The following is a 21,634-nucleotide window of genomic DNA, read 5'->3' as shown; positions in this document are numbered from 1 at the left end:
CGTCAGCCCGCATCATTTCCTGTGGTAATGATGATGGTTGTTGTAATGGTGGTGATGCTGATGCGTTTCATGGATGTTGTGTACTCTGTCATTATTATCTGTCTGTGCTGTATTCTTTTAGGGTTAAAGGATTGGGCACCTTAAGTCAATGAATTTTTAATTTGATCACAATTCGGGACGCTCTCACGTCCCGCTGCTTGCAGATTTATTTTCATCCGATTCCCCCAGACGCACCCCACCCAGACAGACGGATACGCCATAGTAAAAACTTATGACAGCATTTTACTCGGCCAATTTTTTTTCAATATCATGCAGCAAACGGTGCAACATTGCCGTGTCTCGCTGCTCAAGACGCCCAAGTCGCTGATGCAACCAGTCCGCCATTTTTTGATCTTCCGCTACACCGAGTTGTAATAACAGATGGTCAACGCGAGCGCGCAGCGCGGCCAGCTGGTTTTCATCTGCCCCTTCAGCCTGGAGTTGAGGAATTTGTATTAGGGAGGCTAATTGATAGCAATACACCATTACCGCCTGGCCTAAATTCAGCGACGGATAATCCGCCACCATCGGCGCACCGGTCAGGACGTCCGCCAACGCCAGCTCCTCGTTCGTCAGACCGGAATCTTCCCGCCCAAAGACCAGCGCGGCCTTCGTCAGCCACTGGCTTTTCTCCGTTAACATCGGCACCAGTTCCGCCGGCGTGGCGTAATAGTGGAACTTTGCCCGGCTGCGTGCCGTGGTCGCCACGGTAAAAGAAATGTCGTGCAGCGCAGCGGCGAGCGTGTCGTAAGTGGTTATATTATCGAGAATATCCCCTGAACCGTGCGCCACCCAACGGGCCGCGGGCTCGAGGTGCGCCTGGCTGTCCACGATGCGAAGATCGGTAAACCCCATGGTCTTCATGGCACGCGCCGCAGCGCCTATATTTTCGGCTCTGGCTGGGGCGACCAGTACAATCGACAGATGCATTTATGCTCTCTTTTTAATCAGTTAGCGGGTAAAAATGTGATGCACTTCAACATATTACGCGGCGCGAATTTACAAAAATGCAACACAAATCACCGAAATAGCGTTTCAGAACAAATTAAAAACGCTAAACTATTTTGTGGCTGAACAATCAGTTAGAATGTTAACAGAAGGCTATTATCCTTATGTTTTATAATGGTAATGACCTCATGAATACTCTTTTCTGATTGGATTCGTATCGTTTATAAATCAAGGTACGCAACTAGTTGGTTTATTGAAAAATTGTGACAAAGGCTAGCATTCGGCTACGATGATTTCATCAAACTGTTAACGTGCTACAATTGAACTTGATATATGTCAACGAAGCGTAGTTTTATTGGGTGTCTGGTGTCACTTAGCCTGTTATGTTGCTGTTAAAATGGTTAGGATGACAGCCGTTTTTGACACTGTCGGGTCCAAAGGGAAAGTACCCACGACCAAGCTAATGATGTTGTTGACGTTGATGGAAAGTGCATCAAGAACGCAATTACGTACTTTAGTCACGTTAGGCCGGTCATGTTAATTTGCGACATGCATCAGGCAGGTCAGGGACTTTTGTACTTCCTGTTTCGATTTAGTTGGCAATTTAGGTAGCAAACATGCAGACCCCGCACATTCTTATCGTTGAAGACGAGTTGGTAACACGCAACACGTTAAAGAGCATTTTCGAAGCAGAAGGCTACGATGTCTTTGAAGCGACCGATGGCGCAGAGATGCATCAGATCCTTTCTGAAAATGATATCAACCTGGTGATCATGGATATCAACCTGCCGGGCAAAAACGGCCTTCTTCTGGCGCGCGAACTGCGTGAACAGGCGAACGTCGCGTTAATGTTCCTGACAGGCCGTGATAACGAAGTTGATAAAATCCTTGGCCTGGAAATCGGTGCGGATGACTACATCACTAAACCGTTTAATCCACGCGAGTTAACCATTCGTGCACGCAACCTGCTGTCCCGCACCATGAACCTGGGCACGGTCAGCGAAGAGCGTCGTAGCGTAGACAGCTACAAGTTCAACGGCTGGGAACTTGATATCAATAGCCGTTCACTGATTAGCCCGAACGGTGAGCAGTATAAACTGCCGCGCAGTGAATTCCGCGCGATGCTGCACTTCTGTGAAAATCCGGGCAAAATTCAGTCCCGTGCAGAACTGCTGAAGAAAATGACCGGCCGTGAGCTGAAGCCGCACGACCGTACCGTAGACGTGACCATCCGTCGTATCCGTAAACATTTCGAATCTACGCCTGATACGCCGGAAATTATCGCCACTATTCACGGTGAAGGTTATCGTTTCTGCGGCGACCTGCAGGAGTAATCCGGCAACTGAAGTAAAAAAAACGGCGCTTTCGCGCCGTTTTTTATTTCCAGACTCGCATCGTATCCGCATCAGGTTCAACGGGGGGGACGGGACGCTTCGGCTGAGAGAGTGAATACCAGTCAAGGTGACGCGTCAGGTACATGACCGCAAACAGTGCCATCGCCAGTACGGCAGCTCCCAGCAGCAACGCGCTGTCCTCAGAACGCAGCAGGAACCACATCACGACATCCAGCCCCAGCAGCGCCAGAACAAACACCCCGCTTCGCCTCCAGCTTTTCAGTACCGCCTGCAGGTACATACCATTCATTATCGCGCCGACAAGGCTTGCAATAATCCAGGCCGGCGTAAACCCGACATGCTCAGACAGGGCAAGTAAGACGAGATAGAAGAGGACCAGCGACAACCCCACCAGCAGATACTGCATTGGGTGCAGACGCAATCCGGTGAGAGTTTCGAACACGAAGAAGGCCATAAACGTCAGGGCAATCAGTAGAATAGCGTACTTGATCGCGCGGTCTGTCAGCTGGTACTGATCCGCTGGCGTGGCAACCGTCACGCTAAAGGCCGGGATAGAACTCCACTCCGGTGACTCGCCCTCGGCGAACCAGCTTTGCATGTTGTTAGCAAACCAGCTGCTCTGCCAGTTTGCCTGGAAACCAGACTCGCTAATCTGATGTTTAACAGGCAGATAGTATCCCATAAATCCCGGGTGCGGCCAGTTACTGCTCAGCGTCATTTCGCTGTTACGCCCGACAGGCACCACCGCAAAACTGCCCGTCCCCGCCAGGTTAAACGACATATCAAGGGCGAGCGTTTTCGGCTCAAGGGCTTTATCACTCAGCGGAATATGAATACCGGCAAGTGTGCCATACACGCCGGTTCCCGGTTCTACGCTGAGCGCCTCACCGTTGATTTTTGCGACCTTCACCGTACCAATGCCCCGGGCATCACCCACGCCAATCACCAGGAATGGCTGCCCCAGCGTCATGGTTTCGCCCTTCAGCTGCGCCATTTTCTCCGTCGAAAACTGCGCTTTTATTTTGAGATCGGTGTTCCAGATTTGCCCGTCATAAATACCGATGCTTCTGGACTCCACGCGCTGATTTCCCTCAACGAGCAGTGATTCCGGCAGGATAAAGTGCAGGTAGCTTTTTTTGTATTCGACCTTTTTCTCATCCTCAAGTTTGTAAAAAACCTCGGTGACAGGAATGGCAATCAGCGGTCCTACCAGCTTTTGCGGTCCGCTGGTGCTTTGGCGAAGCGAGTGTTCAACATCGTTACGGTAGCTCTCACGCTCCGAAATCAGGTTACTGACCATAAAGAGCGGGACTAACAACAGCAGAATGCACCCCAGCAGGGTGCTTACTTTCCAGAACAGGGGGGATTTCATCATTACGTCTCCTTTGTGATGTGGAGAGCGTACCGGGGCTATGTGGGGCCAGTTTGAAGTTATGTGAAGTGACGGTGAAGTGTCAGCGTGGCTTTCACGCCGCCTTCTGGCTGGTTATGCAGAGCAATGTCCCCCTGATGCAGACGCGCCACCTCCTGCACGAATGCCAGACCCAGCCCGCTGCTTTTCAACCCGTTCTCGCGGGGGAGCGAGTAAAAACGTTCAAAAATACGCGCCATGGCATAGTCCGGTACCCCGCTTCCGCTGTCGCTTACGGTAAGCCGGATCTCGGTTGGCGTCTCCTCGGCAGCCAACTGAAGCGTCCCGCCCTGCGGGGTAAAATCGATGGCATTATCCAGCAAATTGCCCAGCGCCTGTTCAAGCAGCTCGGGGTCGCCCTGCACCTGCAGCGAAGTGGGCTGGCAGGTCAGGATGATATTTTTCGCCGTGATAACGGCGGAGCGTGAATCCGCAAGCCGTGAAAACAGCGTGCTGATACTCACGCTCACCGGCTCTATCTCTACCCGGTTTTCAAGACGCGCCTGAGAGAGCAGTTTTTCCACCAGCGACTGCATACGCGCGTTTTGCACCAGAATATTATCGATAAACCGCGCGGCCACCGCCGGCGGCGGCTGCTCATTAAGGATCTCTGCCGCGCCGCGGATTGCCGCCAGCGGGCTTTTGAGTTCGTGAGTAAGCGCATGCACATAATGCTCGATGTAATTCTTACCCTCGAGGCGAATGCGCATATTTTCCAGCGCCTGCGCCAGCTTTCGTAGCTCACTGCTGCCGGGGTTAGGCAGCGGGAGAGGCGTGTCCGTGGTCACCGCATCGGCGTAGCGCGACAATCTGCCAATGGAACGATTGATCCATCCCGCCACCAGCAGACCAATCAGCAGGGCAATGCCGAGCAGTGCCCCACCCGCCCACAGGATCCGCCGCTCACTACGGTGAATAACCGGCGCCATGGCGCTGTTAGGTTTTCCGACCGACAGCACGCCGATAATGTTGCCCCTGTCCATCACCGGTGCGGCAACATACATCACCGTACTTTCCGGATCGTCAGGGTTGCTCTGGGTACTGCGCGCGCCATATTCCCCGCGAAGCGTCAGCCAGACGTCATTCCAGCGGGAGTAGTCTTTTCCTACCGCCAGGCCCGCCGAATCAAACACCACCTTGCCCGTGGCGTCGGTCATGTAGACGTGGTACTCGTTGCGGACTTTATGAATGCCACCAATGTTGGCGCGAAACGGCCGCTGATGGAGCCGTGAAAAGGCCTGAGCCAGCTGGCCCTGCTGCGGATTGCCTGCGAGCAGGTCGTCTCGCCCCACTTCCGCCAGCAGGGTCGCGGTGTCAATCAGCGTGCCTTCGGTGGCTCTGCGCACGCCGGGCTTGACCTCCTGCACGAAGATAGACAGCACAAACCACGCGGCGATAGCGACAATCAGGAAATAGCCCAGCAGCAGACGCATGCCAATACGCATTAATAAAGCCCCAGACTGTAACCCATCCCGCGATGGGTACTGATGGGCGAAAGCCCGTCATTGACCGCGCGCAGCTTGGCGCGCAAGGTTTTGATATGCGTATCCACGGTACGATCGAAGCTATCGCCGTCTTCGCCCCACACTTTGTCCATAAGCTGCTGGCGAGAAAAGACCCTGCCCGGTGCCTGCAGCAATGTTTTGAGCAGCAGGAACTCGTAGCGCGTGAGCGGTAAAGGCTCCCCATACCAGCTGATTCTGGCGGCGGGTTCGTTCAGTTCAAACTGCCCGATACGAACGATCTCGGCAGGGGCGGGGGGTTTTTTTAACCCCCGTAGAATAGTCCTCACCCGGGCACAGACTTCACGCGGGGAGAAGGGTTTAGCGACATAATCATCCGCGCCCATCTCCAGCCCGAGCAGCTTATCCACCTCGTCACTTCGCGCCGTCAGGAACAGGATCGGCAGTGACGGATGCTGCGCCAGAAGCTGACGGCAGAGTTCAAAGCCGCTGATGTCAGGCAACCCGACATCCAGAATCGCCAGCGCGGGAACCTGCCGCCGCGCCTCTTCCAGTACCGGTAACCCACGCCCGAAAGCCTTCACCGCAAACCCCTCCTGCTGAAGCATGTAGAGTAGCGTGTCGGCGATACTGATTTCGTCCTCAACCAGCCAGACCAGAGGTTGCTGCATGATTCATCCCTGAATTAGTGCCATGGCATGATCGGCACGGCGCTGATGGCGTTTTTCGGTGAGCCTTCAACCACTTTGTCGGAATAGGCCAGATAGGCGAGCGTGTTGCGTTTGGCGTCATAAAAACGCACCACCTGCAGCTTTTTAAACACCAGCGAGGTCCGTTTCTGGAACACAACGTCGCCCTGCGCTTTGCCGTTTTTGATTTTGTCACTCAGCTCCACAGGACCGACCTGCTGGCAGGAGATTGCCGCATCGGAGGTATCTTCCGCCAGCCCAAGCCCGCCTTTAATGCCCCCGGTTTTCGCCCGACTAACGTAGCAGGTGACGTTTTTCACGTCCGGATCGTCAAACGCCTCCACCACAATCTTGTGGTCCGGGCCGAACACTTTGAAAACGGTATCGACAGAACCAATCTGTTCCGCCTGCGCGGCGTGCCCCACCGTCAACATCAGGGCAGTGAAGATCAAAGTCTTGTATTTCATATTGTTACCATTTTTAAGAATTACGCTGAGCGATTATTCAACACTGTAGACAAAAATGTAGCAAGATCACAGGATTAGAATATATTCACCCAAAACGAGGAACAAAAGGCATTAATGAGCAAAAAAAACACTGAATGCTAAAACATCAAAAAATGCTATTATCCGCTAACCTGTTATCAGGCACCTGCTGTTTTAAGGATGAGGATAGTATATGGATCAGGCTGGAATTATTCGCGACCTGCTCACCTGGCTGGAAGGTCACCTCGACCAGCCTTTGTCACTGGATAATGTGGCGGCTAAAGCAGGCTATTCCAAGTGGCATCTGCAAAGGATGTTCAAGGATGTCACCGGTCATGCTATCGGGGCCTATATCCGCGCACGTCGTCTGTCAAAATCAGCGGTGGCATTACGCCTGACCGCGCGGCCGATTCTGGATATTGCACTGCAATATCGTTTCGACTCGCAGCAAACCTTTACCCGCGCCTTTAAAAAACAGTTCTCGTTAACGCCAGCGCTCTATCGCCGCTCGCCTGACTGGAGCTCGTTTGGCATGCGTCCGCCGCTGCGTCTGGGCGAGTTTGCAATGCCGAAATATGAATTTATCACCCTGCCAGAAACGCACCTGATTGGTACGACGCAAAGCTACTCCTGTTCGCTGGAGCAGATTTCCGAATTCCGTCATCAGATGCGCGTTCAGTTCTGGCGCGACTTCCTGAGCCATGCGCCGGCGATCCCGCCCATCCTGTATGGTCTCAACGAAACGCACCCAAGCCAGGAAAAAGACGACGAGCAGGAGGTGTTCTACACCACCGCGTTAACGCCAGAACTGGCGAATGGCTATATTCAGGGTTCAAAGCCCGTGGTGCTGGAAGGCGGCGAATACGTGATGTTCGCTTATGAAGGGCTGGGAACGGGTGTACAGGAATTTATCCTGACCGTTTACGGAACCTGCATGCCAATGCTGAACCTGAATCGCCGTAAAGGTCAGGATATTGAGCGCTACTATCCGGCAAGCGATGCTAAACCGGAAGAAGGCCCCATCAATCTGCGTATGGAATTCTTAATTCCGATACGTCGTTAACGCTGAAGTTCGTCAAGCGCAGGGGCATCAAGATGCGAAATGTCCCCTGCCATCTCTACGACCCAACCTGACGCCAGCCACGCGCTTTCCTGATAGTCGATACGGGAAATAGAGCAGTTGCGCAGACGCAAACGGCGCTCTGCATACGCAGGTAACCCCAGAATCGTGCTCACCAGGCAGCCCAGCGCAATACCGTGACTCACCAGCAGCGGACGGCTCCCGGCCGGAAGCTTCAGGCATTCCGCCAGCGCGGCATGCATACGCACGCTCAGCTCCTGCATGGATTCGCCTTCCGGAATACGACCATCTTCGGTGCCGTTGACCAGCGTGCGACGCCAGCCCTCTTCCGTTTCCGTCAGCGTATCGATATGCCGTTTTTCCAGCACGCCCATATCCAGCTCGCGCAGACGCGGCTCGATCATGACATCACAACCACAGGCATCGGCAATGATGCGCGCCGTCTGCTGTGTGCGACCTAAGTCGCTGGTGATAACATGCGTAATGCCCAGCGTTCTGGCGCGTTCTGCCACCTGCCACGCCTGCTGCACACCCTTTTCAGTAAGAGGACTGTCTGACTGGCCTTGAATACGTCGCTCGGCGTTCCACTGCGTCTCACCGTGGCGAACAAGGTATACCTGTAACATGCTTTTTTTCCGTTATACTGCGATGAGTTTTTTTTGAATCGAGCTTAATTATGCACCATGTTGTCTCTGCTACCACCAATCCTGCCAAAATTCAGGCAATTCTAAGGGCATTCGAAGAGATTTTCGGCGAAGGATCCTGCCATATTGATGCCATCGGCGTCGAGAGCGGCGTGCCTGAACAGCCGTTTGGCAGCGAGGAAACGCGCGCTGGCGCACGAAATCGCGTGGCAAACGCCAGGGCTGCCGCACCGGATGCTGACTTCTGGGTGGCAATTGAAGCGGGTATCGACGAAGGCGCGACGTTCAGCTGGGTGGTCATCGAGAACCGTGAACAGCGTGGAGAAGCGCGTTCAGCAACCCTGCCGCTGCCAAAAATCATTCTGGAAAAAGTATCTGCGGGTGAAGCGCTCGGGCCGGTGATGTCTCAGTACACCGGCATCGATGAAATTGGCCGCAAAGAAGGCGCGATTGGCGTCTTTACCGCTGGCGCACTAACGCGTTCAGGCGTTTACCACCAGGCGGTGATTCTGGCCCTGAGCCCGTTCCATAACGCGATTTATCGCTGAGCGCCCAGCAGCACAGACTCCAGCCACTGACGCAGTTCCACCGGCGCGGATTTCAGGCTGTTCGATCCGCGGGTGATCGTCGCGATACCCGCGCCCAGTTCATTTTTGAGCTCACGCTGGCTCATCTCGCCGCGCAACAGCTCTTCGATGATCCGCACGCGTGTGCCCAGGGCTTCACGCTCATCCGGCGTCAGCATCAGCTGCAATAAAGGCAAATGCAGATCCTGGTCGTAAGACTGGCGGAGCAACTCCACAAAACGAAGCCACTCCTGATGACGTTGTTCGGCCATTGCCGAGGAATACGGGGAATGCTGGGTCATGTTATGCCGCCTGTTGTACTCATTAACGAGTACAGCATAACACAACCCGCCCCATCAGTAACGTCTCTGCCACTCAGCATCGCTCATCAGGGTATCTTTTTGTCCCATGAAATAGCGATAGTAGGCGTCATAAGCCAATACGTTCTTCACATAGCCGCGGGTTTCCGAGAACGGAATACTTTCCACAAACGCGACGGCGTCAATGCGCCCGGCGCTGTTGCCAAGCCAGGTGCGCACGCGGCCCGGGCCTGCGTTATACGCCGCTGAGGAGAAGATGCGGTTATTGCCGAACTGCTGATAAACATACTGCAGGTAGCTGGTACCGATATTGATGTTGGTCTCCGGATCCAGCAGCTGTGACGGGCTGCTGTATCCCGGGATGTTAAACATCTTCACCGTGTGCGTCGCGGTTCCCGGCATCACCTGCATCAGGCCGCTGGCCCCGACCGGGGAACGGACTTTCGGGTTCCACGCACTCTCCTGACGGGCAATGGCCATGGCGTAGCTTTGCGGAATGTCTTTACCGCTGGTGTAGCGCTCAAACAGATCTTTATAGGCCAGCGGGAAACGCTCTTCGAGATGATCCCACAGCTTGCCGGCGATCGTTGCCTGCACGCTCAGATCCCACCAGTGGTTATCAAAGGCATAGCGGGCAAGCTGTGCCTTCTCATCGGTCGTACGGCTGGTCACCAGATTCGCCCATTCGCTACGGGCGGTATTGTCCATGTTCCAGTACATCAGCTCGCGAACGCGCGCCATTTCTGGCCCCTGAGTCAACGCCGGGTTGGCGTTAGCAGGTGCTTTATCAATGCGGAACGTGTACTCCTCACCCAGTCGCTGCGCGGCCGCCATCGGATAGAACCCACGCTGCTGCATCAGCGCATGGAGGATCTCTTTGGCTTCATCGTCACGCCCGCGCTCCATCAGCAGATCCGCCTGCCAGTAACGCCATTCGTCTTTCTCTTTGGCGTCCATTGGCAGACGCGCAAGCCAGGTATTCAGCCCCCGGCGATCGCCCGTCCCCAGCGCCATACGCACGCGGCGCTCCACCAGCGACGTGGAGTTCGAACGCATAATCGCATCGTCTCGCCAGCGCGCCTGCTCGTCGGTTACATCGGTGCTCATCAGTCGCCACGCCACAATGTCGCGCAGCTCCTGAGTTTGATCTTCATTGAGCTGCTGCGCCTGCACCAGCTGCGGGATCATCAGCCGCGCATTTTCCACGTCGTCACGTGCCACGCTGGCAAAAGCCACCGCAGCCATCTGGCGGGTAAAGTCGGTCGCGCCGGTGTTGCGGGCAAAGGTCAGTACGCTGTTCGGATCGTTCGCCAGGGCGATGACGGCGGTTGAGATCGTCTGATAATCAGACGGCATTTGTCCCGCAAGCGTGGTAACCAGCCGCGTGTTTCCGGCTTTCATCGCCAGGCGAATACGTTCAAGGTACGCCAGCGGATCCTGCTTACCTGACGCACGCCATGCGCCAAAGAGGGAATCACAGGCATTTGGCTGGCTTTTTCCGGTCAACCACAGATCTTTCGCGCCCGCCCAGGCCTCTTCCTGCTGTCCGGTAACCCACTTCGCATAGTAATAGTTACACTGGGCTTCGGTGGTGTTCGGTTTTTCCGGGCTAAACGCCAGCAGCCCACGCCAGTCTTCACGACGTGCCAGTTCGTTCACAAAACGAGACTGCAGCGTCCGCGCGGGCGGCAGCGTCGGGTTCGCCTGAATAAAGTTATTCACGGTGACCGTGGGTTGATTCATGAGATCGTCAGTGATCTGCCGATACTCCAGATACGGATAGAGAGGATACGCTTTTAAGGTCGGCATCAGCGCCTGCACGGTATCCATCTGCTTATTGTCCCACGCCTGTTTAATCTGGACGTAGCGATTACGTTGTTCATCCAGTGAATCGGCATGCACCGCCTGGCTTGCCGCCATCACGCATACGCTGGCAGCCAGCAGACGCCAGACCACCTGTTTGGCTTTTCCCACAAGCTCTTCCTCATTGTTTTTTCGTCAATTGCAGCGTCTTGCCACGTCAAAGTCTAATTAACTTATGCTAACCAGGCATCCTGCAACGCGCCACGTCGCGGACACTTTTTTACCTTTCTTGCGCGTTTTAACACTCCCGACGTTCCTGGCTGGGATTAGGACGGGAAAAAGGCTACACTTCGAGGCTGATATTCTTTCTCATCACGATAAAAGAGGCGAAGTCCAACGTGGCTCAATTCGTTTATACCATGCATCGTGTCGGCAAAGTTGTCCCGCCGAAACGTCATATTCTTAAAAATATCTCGCTGAGCTTCTTCCCGGGCGCAAAAATCGGTGTTCTGGGTCTCAACGGTGCCGGTAAGTCCACCCTGCTGCGCATCATGGCCGGCATCGATACAGACATCGAAGGTGAAGCCCGTCCGCAGCCTGGCATCAAAATTGGCTACCTGCCGCAGGAGCCTCAGCTCAACCCGGAACACACCGTTCGTGAATCCGTTGAAGAGGCGGTTTCTGACGTCGTTAACGCACTGAAAGGTCTGGATGAAGTGTATGCCAAATACGCTGAACCGGATGCGGACTTCGATAAACTGGCCGCTCAGCAAGGCAAGTTTGAAGAGATTATCCAGGCGCATGACGGCCACAACCTGAACGTGCAGCTCGAGCGCGCCGCTGACGCCCTGCGTCTGCCAGACTGGGATGCGAAAATCGCGAACCTCTCCGGGGGTGAACGCCGCCGCGTGGCGCTGTGCCGTCTGCTGCTGGAAAAGCCAGACATGCTGCTGCTCGACGAACCGACCAACCACCTGGATGCGGAATCCGTGGCATGGCTGGAGCGTTTCCTGCACGATTTCGAAGGCACCGTTGTGGCGATCACCCACGACCGTTACTTCCTCGACAACGTTGCAGGCTGGATCCTGGAGCTTGACCGTGGTGAAGGCATTCCATGGGAAGGCAACTACTCCTCCTGGCTGGAGCAGAAAGACCAGCGTCTGGCGCAGGAAGCCTCTCAGGAAGCCGCGCGTCGTAAGTCTATCGAGAAAGAGCTGGAGTGGGTTCGTCAGGGCGCTAAAGGCCGTCAGTCTAAGGGCAAAGCCCGTCTGGCACGCTTTGAAGAGCTGAACAATACCGAATACCAGAAACGTAACGAGACCAACGAACTGTTTATTCCGCCTGGCGCACGTCTGGGGGATAAAGTGGTTGAAGTCACCAATCTGCGTAAGTCTTATGGCGATCGCCTGCTGATTGATGACCTGACCTTCTCCGTACCGAAAGGAGCCATCGTGGGGATCATCGGTCCGAACGGCGCGGGTAAATCCACCCTGTTCCGCATGATGTCCGGTCAGGAACAGCCAGACAGTGGTTCAATCACTCTGGGTGAAACCGTGAAACTGGCTTCCGTTGACCAGTTCCGTGACGCCATGGATAACAGCAAAACCGTGTGGGAAGAAGTCTCCGGCGGCCTGGATATCATGCGTATCGGTAACACCGAAATGCCAAGCCGCGCTTACGTTGGCCGCTTTAACTTCAAAGGCACCGACCAGGGTAAACGCGTGGGCGAGCTCTCCGGTGGTGAACGTGGTCGTCTGCACCTGGCCAAACTGCTGCAGGTTGGCGGTAACGTGCTGCTGCTCGATGAACCGACCAACGACCTGGACATTGAAACCCTGCGCGCACTGGAAAACGCCTTGCTGGAGTTCCCGGGCTGTGCAATGGTTATCTCGCACGACCGTTGGTTCCTTGACCGTATCGCAACCCACATCCTGGACTACCAGGACGAGGGGAAAGTGGAGTTCTTCGAAGGTAACTTCACCGAATACGAAGAGTACAAGAAACGTACGCTGGGCGCGGATGCGCTGGAGCCGAAACGTATTAAGTACAAACGTATCGCGAAATAAATGTAAAACGGCAACGTCAGTTGCCGTTTTTTTTGTTCCTACACCCTGTGAGTGACGCACCGTTCACCCACCCACGTAAAACCGCTTCACCTCATCACACTGCATCGCAAAGTCGATATAACGCATCAGCGCCGGCGAGTTCAGCTTGCGGCTCGGGTAAGCCAGCCACAGATCGTTCCCCTCGACGTTCCACTCCGGCAGCACCTTCACCAGCGCGCCCTTTTCAACCTTATCCTCAAGCAAAAAAGCGGGAAGCAGCGTGATCCCGGCGCCGGCGATGGCACATTCGCGCGCATACACCAGATTATCCGTCAGATGGGCGTTATCCGGCAGATAACGGTAATCCTCACTTTCGCTTTGCAGCAGCCACTCAGACCACGCCTTGTGGGTAATACAGCGGTGATCCACCAGCTGCCGGGGATGCGTCAGCGGCTCCCGGCGCGCCAGGTAAGTCGGTGAGGCCAGCATATAACGCGGGCAATGACCGATCATACGGCCAATCAGGGAGGAGTCCTGCGGCTTACCGGTACGCAGCGCCACGTCAAAACCTGACTCGACCAGGTCGAGCACGTCGTCAGAAATGGACACGTCAAGCGAAACGTCCGGATAGCGGAGCTGGAACTCCGCATTCAAATGCGCCAGCAGCGTCGCGCCGATCCCGGCTGGGCAGGTGATGCGCAGTCGACCACTGGGGTTTTCACGCAGCCGCTGAATGGCGTACTCCGCCCGTTCACTTGCCGCCAGCATCTCGCGGCAGTGAACCAGATAGTGCTCGCCGGCGAACGTCAGGTTCAGCCTGCGCGTAGTACGATTGAGCAAGCGGATCCCCACCTGCTGCTCAAGCTGACTGATTCGCTGGCTGACGCTGGATTTCGGCAGCTCAGCTTTCTGTGCCGCCGCGGTAAAGCTGCCCAACTCTGCCACCAGCGCAAACAGCGCCATGTCCTGAAGTTGTTTAAACATGATTGTTCATCCTGTACGAACACTTCGTTCTCAATTGTCCATCTTATCACGCGGCTGAGCACTTAATAGACTAGTCTCAACAACACGCTTTCCATAAAGGAGCTCACCATGTCAGTTAAAGCCATTGCCGTTAATCCAGACAGTCCTGCTGATTTCATTGAAATTACCCAACCGATGCCGCAGCCCGGCGAGCACGATCTGCTGGTTGAGGTAAAAGCCGTTTCCATCAACCCGGTCGATACCAAAGTTCACGCGGGCATCGTCAGAAGCGGCCTGACAGAACCACGCGTTCTCGGCTGGGACGCCAGCGGCATTGTGAAAGCCGTGGGTGCAGGCGTTAGCGGTTTTAAACCGGGGGATGAAGTGTGGTACGCGGGCGATATTACCCGCCCGGGCAGCAATACCACCCATCAGCTGATCGATGCGCGCATTGTCGGGCATAAGCCGGTAAGCCTCGGCTGGGCTGCCGCGGCCGCCTTGCCGTTAACCGCCCTCACCGCCTGGGAAGGATTGTTTGAACGGCTGAATATCCAGGATGCCGGCCCGGACAAAACGCTGCTCATTATTGGCGGCGCGGGCGGCGTAGGATCGCTGGCGATCCCGTTTGCGAAACATCGCAGCAATGTGAAGATCGTCGCGACCGCCTCGCGGGAAGATTCTGCTCAGTGGTGTCGCGATCGCGGTGCCGATCACGTGGTGAATTACCGTGACCTGAAAGGTGAACTGGCTAAACAGGGCCTGACGTTTGTGGATTACATTTTCATTCTCAATGATACCGACGGCCACTGGGATGCCGTCAGTGAACTGATCGCACCGCAGGGGCATATCTGCTCCATCGTTGAGAACGCACATCCGCTGAACCAGGATAAGCTGAAATCCAAATCCGCCGCGCTGCACTGGGAGTTTATGTACACCCGCAGCATGTACCAGACCGCCGACATGGCGCGTCAGGGCGAGATCTTAAACGAGGTTGCGAAGCTGGTGGATAACGGCGTGGTGGAAAGCTCACTGAGCGAAACGCTGCACGGGCTGAGCGTCGAAAGCATCACCGAAGCGCACCGTAAAGTGCTGGACGGGCATATGCGTGGCAAAGTGGTGGTTGAGTATTGAGGGGGGTGTTCCCCCTCACACCGGCCCTCTCCCTCAGGAGAGGGTTAGGATGAGGGAATTACCCCTGCTCCCCCATCATCTCTTTCACCAGCTCTACGCAGCGCAGGAAACGGCTGTCGTAATCTGACTCCTCCACATGCACAAACTCCACGTTATTTTCGTGCAGCATGTCGATGAGCATGCTCTGGAACTCTTTTCTGTCGACGGAACTGCCGAGGCTGCGGATCCCGTCGGCAACCCACGGGGTGTTGTTTTCGAGCAAAATCACCAGGTCAAAGCGGTATTCGTCTATCAGCGCCTGCACAAACGGATGCTCGCGTCCCTCGTATTTTTTGCAAAACGCCTGGGTGGTGACGAAATCGGTATCAATGAAGGCCACTTTATTGGCGTATTTCACCGCGAAATCAATGTACTGCGCATGACCCAGCGCGATTTTATCGTAGTCGGAGTACTGCAACGCCATCTCGTCACCACCCAGATGAGAGAAGACGTAATCACGCCCGTACTCCCACGCACTGGTGGTGTTAAAGATGTTGGCCAGCTTGTTGACCAGCGTCGATTTCCCGCTCGACTCGCCGCCCAGAATCGCAACGGTGCGCACAAAGAACGGTTTTACCTCGGTTGGGATGTAATCCCAGTAGCGGAACGGGTTTTCGCGGATCAGCGCCCCGCTGATGTTCATAAAGGTACGCTTTGGATCGATCAGCACGGTTTCAATGCCCAGATGCTCGCGGAACTGCGGCGCATCGGACTCTTCAGAGGTGTAGATCCAGTTCGGGGTGATCCCCTTTTCGTCCATGAACGCTTTGACGCCATTGCTCCACACATCCCAGCCGTGCGGATACGGCTCCATGCCCTCTTCATTAAAAGCATGAATACGAATGTTTTTCTGGTACTTAAAGGTCTGCAGCAGCCAGCGCAGGCGATCCGGCACGGTTGGCTGCTGCGACATGGCGCTGTCCTCGAACAGCTGACGGTCGCGGGTTTCATCGTAACCCATGATGATATGCAGCTCGTCCACCTGGCTACAGGCACGCTGGATCAGATAGATGTGCCCGGTATGCAGCGGGTAAAACTTGCCAAATACCACGCCGACGTTCTTTTGCATACGCGGGAATTCAAGCCCCAGAAAGCGGTGCAACGCTTCCAGCTTTTGTGCGCTGGGGCTTTTGATTTTGGCGTTCAGCAGTTGGCTCAGGTAGCCTTTGGTCATGCCGCTGGCATCCGCCACCTGCTGCAGCGTGCAGCCTTTCTGGCGGATTGCGGTCTTGATGTAGTCAAATGATGACATAAATTACGGTGCCTCCTGCAAAATCGAATACGTAATTATAAGTCGTCAAAGACATTTAACGCATCTGCGAGTTTCTTCACGCCAAAGACCTGCATCCCTTCCGGGATTTTTTTCGGCACGTTGGCGGCGGGCACAATGGCGCGGCGAAAGCCGTGCTTCGCCGCCTCGGAGATGCGCTCCTGGCCGCTTGGCACCGGGCGTATCTCCCCGGCCAGACCCACTTCACCAAACACCACCAGGTCCTGCGGCAGCGGTCTGTCACGCAGGCTGGAGACCATTGCCAGCAGCAGCGCCAGATCCGCACTGGTCTCAGTGACTTTGACCCCGCCGACCACGTTGACGAACACGTCCTGATCCGCCATCTGCAGGCCGCCGTGGCGGTGCAGTACGGCCAACAGGATCGCCAGGCGGTTTTGTTCCAGGCCAACGGCCACACGCCGTGGGTTACCCATCATTGAGTGATCCACCAGCGCCTGAATTTCCACGAGCAGCGGACGCGTCCCTTCCCAGAGCACCATCACCGAGCTACCGGAGGTCACTTCATCGCCCCGGCTGAGGAAGATGGCAGACGGGTTGCTGACTTCACGCAGCCCCTGCTCGGTCATGGCAAACACGCCCAACTCGTTCACCGCACCAAAACGGTTTTTGTGGCTGCGCAACGTACGGAAACGGGAATCGGCATCGCCGTCGAGCATGACGGAGCAGTCGATACAGTGCTCCAGCACTTTCGGCCCTGCCAGCGAGCCATCTTTCGTGACGTGGCCGACCATCACAATCGCCACACCGCGCGTTTTGGCAAAGCGCGTGAGATAGGCGGCGGTTTCACGCACCTGCGCCACGCTCCCCGGTGAAGACTGGATATCCGCCATGTGCATCACCTGAATGGAGTCGATAACCATCAGCTTCGGCTGCTCTTCTTCGGCAATCATGCAGATTTGCTCAATGCTGGTTTCCGAAAGCATGTTGAGGTTGCCGGTTGGCAGGCCAAGACGGTGCGCACGCATCGCCACCTGCTGCAGGGACTCTTCACCGGTGACGTACAGGGTTTTCATCTGTTCGGCGAGCTTGCAGAGCGTTTGCAACAGCAGTGTTGATTTACCCGCTCCCGGGTTACCGCCGATCAGGATCGCACTGCCCGGCACCACTCCCCCGCCGAGCACACGGTCAAACTCTTTGAAGCCGGTCGAGAAACGCGGCAGCTCTTCGAGGCTGATATCCGAGAGCTTTTGCACTTTCGCGACACCGGCGTTGCCGGCATAACCGCTCAGGCGTTCATTGCGGGCCACGCTCGGCGAAGCCGCCACACCACGCACTTCGGTGATGGTGTTCCAGGCATGACAGGCGCTACATTGCCCCTGCCAGCGCGGATAATCCGCACCACATTCATTACAGACAAATGCGCGTTTTGGAGCTTTCGCCACGGTTTACCTCGTTATTTCTGATTCACGCTGCCGGAGAGAATGCAGAACACCCCCATCAGGTCAGCATGACGGATGGTGACTTCCGTCTTTTCATTCACTTTAGGCTTGGCATGGTAGGCAATGCCAAGGCCTGCCGCTTTGATCATCGGCAGGTCGTTCGCGCCATCACCGATGGCAACGGTCTGGACGACAGGAATTTCATATTTTTCCGCCAGACGGGTCAGGGTATTGGCTTTGTACTGGGCATCCACGATATCGCCGATCACCTGGCCGGTCAGCTTGCCGTCCATGATTTCCAGCTCATTCGCCACCACGGTGGTCAGGCGCAACGTGTCGCGAAGGTAGTCGGCGAAGAAGGTGAACCCGCCCGAGGCGATAGCCACTTTCCAGCCCAGCGTTTCTAACTTCAGCACCAGCTGCGTCAGCCCCGGCATTAACGGCAGCTCATCACGCACCTGGCGCAGGATGTTCGCGTCCGCCCCTTTCAGGGTCGCCACGCGCTGTCTCAGACTGGCGGTGAAATCCAGCTCGCCGCGCATCGCGCGTTCGGTCACATCGGCCACCAGCTCGCCGCTGCCGGCAAGCCTGGCGATCTCGTCGATGCACTCGATCTGGATGGCGGTGGAATCCATGTCCATCACCAGCAGACCCGGCGTTTTCAGGTGTGGAATTTTGCCGAGAGGCGCCACGTCCAGGCCAGCATCATGCGCCAGGCGGGTCGCGCGCTGCGTCAGGGAACCTGCCAGGCGGATGACCTGATAATCCTCTACGCACCAGGCCGCCACGATGACCATCGCTGCACCCAGTTTGGTTTGATATTGGGTCAGGCGTTGTTTGTCCAGGCCGCGTCCGTACAGCAGCCAGCCGCTACGGCCAGCGTGGTAATCCAGAGGCATCACCTCATCACCACTTAAAGAGAGCGGCAATCCTGGCCATAAAGAGACATCCGTAGGCAGGTCGCACCAGGTAATGTTCGGCATTGAAGCTCCTGTGAATTCGTTCGCGCCGGAAGGTTCCAGAGGGAAAATAACGCATGAGGCTACCTTGTAACCATCACTTCTGGCAACATTAAGCCGTAAATTTTCAGCAGGTGGAATATGGCTCGCGCAAAACTGAAATTCCGACTTCATCGTGCCGTGATTGTCCTGATATGTCTCGCACTCTTGGTCGCGCTGATGCAAGGGGCATCGTGGTTCAGCCAGAATCACCAGCGGCAACGTAACCCGCAGTTTGAGGAACTGGCGCGTACTCTGGCGCGTCAGGTCACGCTCAACATCGCCCCGGCGATGCGCACCGAAACGCCGGACGAGAAGCGCATAGGTCAGATATTACGCCAGTTAACCGAAAACAGCCGCATTCTTGATGCCGGTGTCTATGACGAACAGGGCGACTTGATCGCCCGTGCCGGTGAGCACGTTGACGTCCGTGACAGGCTGGCGCTGGACGGCAAAAAAGCCGGCGGCTATTTCAATCAGCAGATCGTCGAACCCGTGCAGGGGAAAAATGGTCCGCTCGGGTATTTGCGCCTGACGCTCGACACCCACACCCTGCCCACCGAAGCAAAACAGGTGGACAACACCACCAATATTTTGCGCCTGATGCTGCTGCTCTCGCTGGCCATCGGTGTGGTGCTGGCACGCACGCTGCTGCAGGGTAAACGCACCCGCTGGCAGCAATCGCCTTTCCTCCTGACCGCCAGTAAATCGGTGCCCGAAGAGGACGAGGGCGATAAGAAAGAATAGTGATAAAGTAGGCTTACGATTCGGAAAAGGAACTTTGCCATGACGACGTTACGCCTGCTTATCTCTGACTCTCACGATCCCTGGTTCAATCTCGCGGTAGAAGAGTGCATCTTCCGTCAGATGCCAGCCACTCAACGGGTGTTATTTTTATGGCGCAACGCCGATACGGTGGTGATTGGCCGTGCGCAGAATCCCTGGAAAGAGTGTAATACCCGGCGTATGGAAGAGGATAACGTCCGCCTGGCGCGACGCAGCAGCGGCGGCGGCGCGGTATTTCACGACCTCGGCAATACCTGCTTTACCTTTATGGCGGGCAAACCTGAATACGATAAAACCATTTCCACCGCGATTGTGCTTAACGCCCTGACATCGCTGGGCGTGACTGCCGAAGCGTCAGGCCGCAACGATCTGGTCGTCAAAACCCCCGACGGGGATCGCAAAGTCTCCGGCTCCGCCTACCGTGAAACCCTGGACCGGGGATTCCATCACGGTACATTGTTGCTGAATGCCGACCTCAGCCGTCTTGCGAATTACCTTAATCCCGATAAGAAAAAGCTGCAGGCCAAAGGTATCACCTCCGTGCGAGGCCGCGTCGCCAACCTGACCGAATTACTGCCGGGCATCACCCATGAACAGATCTGCGATGCCATCCGCGAAGCGTTTTTCGATCACTACGGCGAGCGGGTCGAAGCCGAAGTGATCTCCCCGGATAACACACCTGACCTGCCAAACTTTGCGGAAACCTTTGCCCGTCAGAGCAGCTGGGAGTGGAACTTTGGTCAGGCGCCGGCCTTCTCGCACCTGCTGGACGAGCGCTTCACCTGGGGCGGCGTGGAGCTTCATTTTGACGTGGAAAAAGGCCACATTACCCGGGCGCAGGTCTTTACGGACAGCCTGAACCCTGCGCCGCTGGAGGCGCTGGCCAGCCGCTTACAGGGCTGCCTGTATCGGGCCGACACGGTGCAGCTGACATGTGAGGCATTACGTGGCGAGTTCCCCGATCAGGCAATCGAGCTGGGCGAGCTTTCAGCCTGGCTTTCGCAGGCCGTACGCTAAACCATGTTGCCCGGCGTGCTTCGCCGGGCGAGTGATGTAACCTGTTTACGCGATAACGTCTTATTCTTATTTTTTAAGCAGGCTTCAGGGATCCAGCCTGCCCCATCTCATTAAAAAATATTATATTATCGTCGGGAAGGGCATTGAATGCTTCCCGGCCTTACGAAAACCGCTAATAACTTTCAATAATAAATTGAACAATAAAAGCGGAAATATGCCCGTAAAATGCGTGAAAATATTCACACCATCTATGCTTTTATATTTTCATTACTGCCCGTTTAGAAATTCTAAATACACCATTTAGAGCAGCCACAATATACTACTGCCCGTGGTTACACCCATATATAAAACCTATTGATTACATTACTAGTCGACAGCTCTATAATTTCTCTTCGTTAAGGAACAACAATGAAAAAAATTCTTCTTGTCGCGGCCATCGCTGCGGCAACGTCCATGACCGCAGCCCATGCGGCTAACACCGCCGTCATGAAAGTGCAAGGCAAACTGACCAACGCGTCATGTACTCCTACAATGAGCAACGGCGGTGCAGTAGATTATGGCAAAATATCAATGGGCTCACTGAGCGCGACTGAGGATAACCAGCTCGGCCAGCGTGATATTACCATGACAATTACCTGTAATTCTGCGACCAAAGTCGGCTGGACAATGTACGACAACCGCAAAGACAGTCTGGCTGACGGCCATTATATTGAAGTCGATGATTCTGCCGTTGATGGCAGCTCGACATTCAGCCCTCAGTACACAAGCGGTTTAGGTTTTACCAAAGAGGGCCAGAAGATTGGCGGATGGGCAGTGTATACCAACCTGCCATATGTCACGGTAGACGGCGCACCTGCTGATGCGATTACCGCGGGAGGCACTAATCTGACTAAATGGAATAAAAATACGACGGGTCGTCTTGTTCTGGATGACTACGAAACCATGTCCGTCGCCAAACCGGGTGAACTCGTGCCGATGGCCTTTACCGAAGCCGTATTCCCAATGAAAGTCTCCATGGCAATCAGGAATACCAACAGACTGAGCATTACCGAAGATACCGAACTGGATGGTCAGGCGACCATTACGCTGAAATACCTCTAATTAAATTATCGCTCAGGCGATAACGTATCTCTGACGGCGAATTTAATTCGCCGTTTTTTATTCCTTTATTCATACTGCAT

22 protein-coding genes and 1 other annotated feature (1 of these 23 running past the window's edge) are annotated in these 21,634 nt (G+C 55.3%); of the genes, 8 read left to right on the top strand and 14 right to left on the bottom strand.

The features are described 5' to 3' along the window. Positions 1-64: a sequence feature (Thr leader region), on the bottom strand; it reaches 54 nt to the left of the window's first position. The 3 genes from thrL to yjjY all read right to left on the bottom strand — a co-directional run bounded on the left by thrL (position 3) and on the right by yjjY (position 1,509). Beyond that, on the bottom strand, positions 3-71 hold the full coding sequence (thrL, locus tag BJP35_RS07960) for a thr operon leader peptide (RefSeq protein WP_015572623.1): 69 nt from the start codon (positions 69-71) through the stop codon (positions 3-5). (Overlaps the previous feature by 62 nt.) A gap of 211 nt (positions 72-282) precedes the next feature. Further along, the gene (locus tag BJP35_RS07955) at positions 283-969 is read right to left on the bottom strand and encodes a tRNA/rRNA methyltransferase (protein WP_047356959.1); all 687 of its coding nucleotides are present in this window, start codon (positions 967-969) and stop codon (positions 283-285) included. Positions 970-1,368: 399 nt separating this feature from the next. Continuing rightward, positions 1,369-1,509, bottom strand: a complete 141-nt coding sequence (gene yjjY, locus BJP35_RS07950) for a protein YjjY (RefSeq protein WP_001541509.1) — start codon at positions 1,507-1,509, stop codon at positions 1,369-1,371. Between the two features lie 95 nt (positions 1,510-1,604). On the opposite strand from yjjY, the gene arcA reads away from it, so the two are divergent. Next, positions 1,605-2,321, top strand: a complete 717-nt coding sequence (gene arcA / locus BJP35_RS07945) for a two-component system response regulator ArcA (protein ID WP_003856501.1) — start codon at positions 1,605-1,607, stop codon at positions 2,319-2,321. 43 nt (positions 2,322-2,364) lie between these two features. Here the strand turns inward: arcA and creD are convergent, their stop codons facing one another. From creD to creA, 4 genes are read right to left on the bottom strand one after another with little or no spacing between them, the layout of a single operon-like run. Next, positions 2,365-3,717: a cell envelope integrity protein CreD gene (creD, locus tag BJP35_RS07940; protein WP_047743369.1), complete on the bottom strand. Its 1,353-nt coding sequence runs from the start codon at positions 3,715-3,717 to the stop codon at positions 2,365-2,367. 56 nt (positions 3,718-3,773) lie between these two features. Continuing rightward, a complete protein-coding gene (gene creC, locus BJP35_RS07935; protein ID WP_047356957.1) occupies positions 3,774-5,198 on the bottom strand; it encodes a two-component system sensor histidine kinase CreC in 1,425 nt (474 codons plus the stop codon). After that, a complete protein-coding gene (creB, locus tag BJP35_RS07930; RefSeq protein ID WP_086463021.1) occupies positions 5,198-5,887 on the bottom strand; it encodes a two-component system response regulator CreB in 690 nt (229 codons plus the stop codon). Before creB ends, creC begins: the two co-directional genes overlap by 1 nt. Before the next feature lie 14 nt (positions 5,888-5,901). Continuing rightward, positions 5,902-6,372 (bottom strand): protein CreA, encoded by a 471-nt coding sequence (creA, locus tag BJP35_RS07925; protein WP_014168552.1) that lies wholly within the window; start codon positions 6,370-6,372, stop codon positions 5,902-5,904. Between the two features lie 211 nt (positions 6,373-6,583). Here creA and robA point away from each other — a divergent pair, with 211 nt between their 5' ends. Then, positions 6,584-7,453, top strand: coding sequence for an MDR efflux pump AcrAB transcriptional activator RobA (gene robA / locus BJP35_RS07920; RefSeq protein WP_014168551.1), 870 nt, complete (start codon positions 6,584-6,586; stop codon positions 7,451-7,453). Here robA and gpmB read toward each other — a convergent pair. Further along, a complete protein-coding gene (gpmB, locus tag BJP35_RS07915; RefSeq protein WP_014168550.1) occupies positions 7,450-8,097 on the bottom strand; it encodes a 2,3-diphosphoglycerate-dependent phosphoglycerate mutase GpmB in 648 nt (215 codons plus the stop codon). The genes robA and gpmB overlap by 4 nt on opposite strands. 50 nt (positions 8,098-8,147) lie before the next feature. Here gpmB and yjjX point away from each other — a divergent pair, with 50 nt between their 5' ends. Further along, complete coding sequence (gene yjjX, locus BJP35_RS07910) at positions 8,148-8,663, top strand: inosine/xanthosine triphosphatase (RefSeq protein ID WP_014168549.1); 516 nt, start codon at positions 8,148-8,150, stop codon at positions 8,661-8,663. Here yjjX and trpR read toward each other — a convergent pair. Together trpR and sltY are read right to left on the bottom strand one after the other, a co-directional pair. Beyond that, complete coding sequence (gene trpR, locus BJP35_RS07905) at positions 8,654-8,983, bottom strand: trp operon repressor (protein WP_020885267.1); 330 nt, start codon at positions 8,981-8,983, stop codon at positions 8,654-8,656. The genes yjjX and trpR overlap by 10 nt on opposite strands. Before the next feature lie 54 nt (positions 8,984-9,037). After that, positions 9,038-10,975: a murein transglycosylase gene (gene sltY / locus BJP35_RS07900; RefSeq protein ID WP_047743367.1), complete on the bottom strand. Its 1,938-nt coding sequence runs from the start codon at positions 10,973-10,975 to the stop codon at positions 9,038-9,040. Positions 10,976-11,202: 227 nt separating this feature from the next. Between sltY and ettA the strand changes: the two genes are divergently transcribed. Then, positions 11,203-12,870, top strand: coding sequence for an energy-dependent translational throttle protein EttA (gene ettA / locus BJP35_RS07890; RefSeq protein ID WP_014168546.1), 1,668 nt, complete (start codon positions 11,203-11,205; stop codon positions 12,868-12,870). Positions 12,871-12,933: 63 nt separating this feature from the next. On the opposite strand, the gene BJP35_RS07885 is transcribed toward ettA, so the two are convergent. Continuing rightward, positions 12,934-13,833, bottom strand: coding sequence for a LysR family transcriptional regulator (locus BJP35_RS07885; RefSeq protein ID WP_025205491.1), 900 nt, complete (start codon positions 13,831-13,833; stop codon positions 12,934-12,936). Positions 13,834-13,941: 108 nt separating this feature from the next. Here BJP35_RS07885 and BJP35_RS07880 point away from each other — a divergent pair, with 108 nt between their 5' ends. After that, the gene (locus tag BJP35_RS07880) at positions 13,942-14,943 is read left to right on the top strand and encodes a zinc-binding alcohol dehydrogenase family protein (protein ID WP_020885270.1); all 1,002 of its coding nucleotides are present in this window, start codon (positions 13,942-13,944) and stop codon (positions 14,941-14,943) included. A 58-nt stretch (positions 14,944-15,001) separates the two neighbouring features. Here BJP35_RS07880 and nadR read toward each other — a convergent pair whose 3' ends face one another. From nadR to serB, 3 genes are read right to left on the bottom strand one after another with little or no spacing between them, the layout of a single operon-like run. After that, positions 15,002-16,234, bottom strand: coding sequence for a multifunctional transcriptional regulator/nicotinamide-nucleotide adenylyltransferase/ribosylnicotinamide kinase NadR (gene nadR / locus BJP35_RS07875; protein ID WP_014168543.1), 1,233 nt, complete (start codon positions 16,232-16,234; stop codon positions 15,002-15,004). A gap of 35 nt (positions 16,235-16,269) precedes the next feature. Beyond that, on the bottom strand, positions 16,270-17,655 hold the full coding sequence (gene radA, locus BJP35_RS07870) for a DNA repair protein RadA (RefSeq protein ID WP_014168542.1): 1,386 nt from the start codon (positions 17,653-17,655) through the stop codon (positions 16,270-16,272). Between the two features lie 11 nt (positions 17,656-17,666). Beyond that, positions 17,667-18,635 (bottom strand): phosphoserine phosphatase, encoded by a 969-nt coding sequence (gene serB / locus BJP35_RS07865; protein WP_020885272.1) that lies wholly within the window; start codon positions 18,633-18,635, stop codon positions 17,667-17,669. Between the two features lie 117 nt (positions 18,636-18,752). On the opposite strand from serB, the gene BJP35_RS07860 reads away from it, so the two are divergent. From BJP35_RS07860 to BJP35_RS07850, 3 genes are all read left to right on the top strand, one after another. After that, positions 18,753-19,397: a YtjB family periplasmic protein gene (locus BJP35_RS07860; RefSeq protein WP_020885273.1), complete on the top strand. Its 645-nt coding sequence runs from the start codon at positions 18,753-18,755 to the stop codon at positions 19,395-19,397. A gap of 39 nt (positions 19,398-19,436) precedes the next feature. Next, positions 19,437-20,453: a lipoate--protein ligase LplA gene (gene lplA, locus BJP35_RS07855; protein WP_063156955.1), complete on the top strand. Its 1,017-nt coding sequence runs from the start codon at positions 19,437-19,439 to the stop codon at positions 20,451-20,453. 408 nt (positions 20,454-20,861) lie between these two features. Continuing rightward, positions 20,862-21,554 carry a DUF1120 domain-containing protein gene (locus tag BJP35_RS07850; protein ID WP_020885274.1) on the top strand — a complete coding sequence of 231 codons (693 nt, stop codon included), beginning with the start codon at positions 20,862-20,864 and terminating at the stop codon, positions 21,552-21,554. Positions 21,555-21,634 lie beyond the last annotated feature (80 nt).

The organism is Enterobacter sp. J49 (genome assembly GCF_002148625.1).
Classification (GTDB): Bacteria; Pseudomonadota; Gammaproteobacteria; order Enterobacterales; family Enterobacteriaceae; genus Enterobacter; species Enterobacter ludwigii.
Note: the sequence above shows the minus strand (reverse complement) of the source record. Positions and strands in the feature narration are given on the sequence as shown.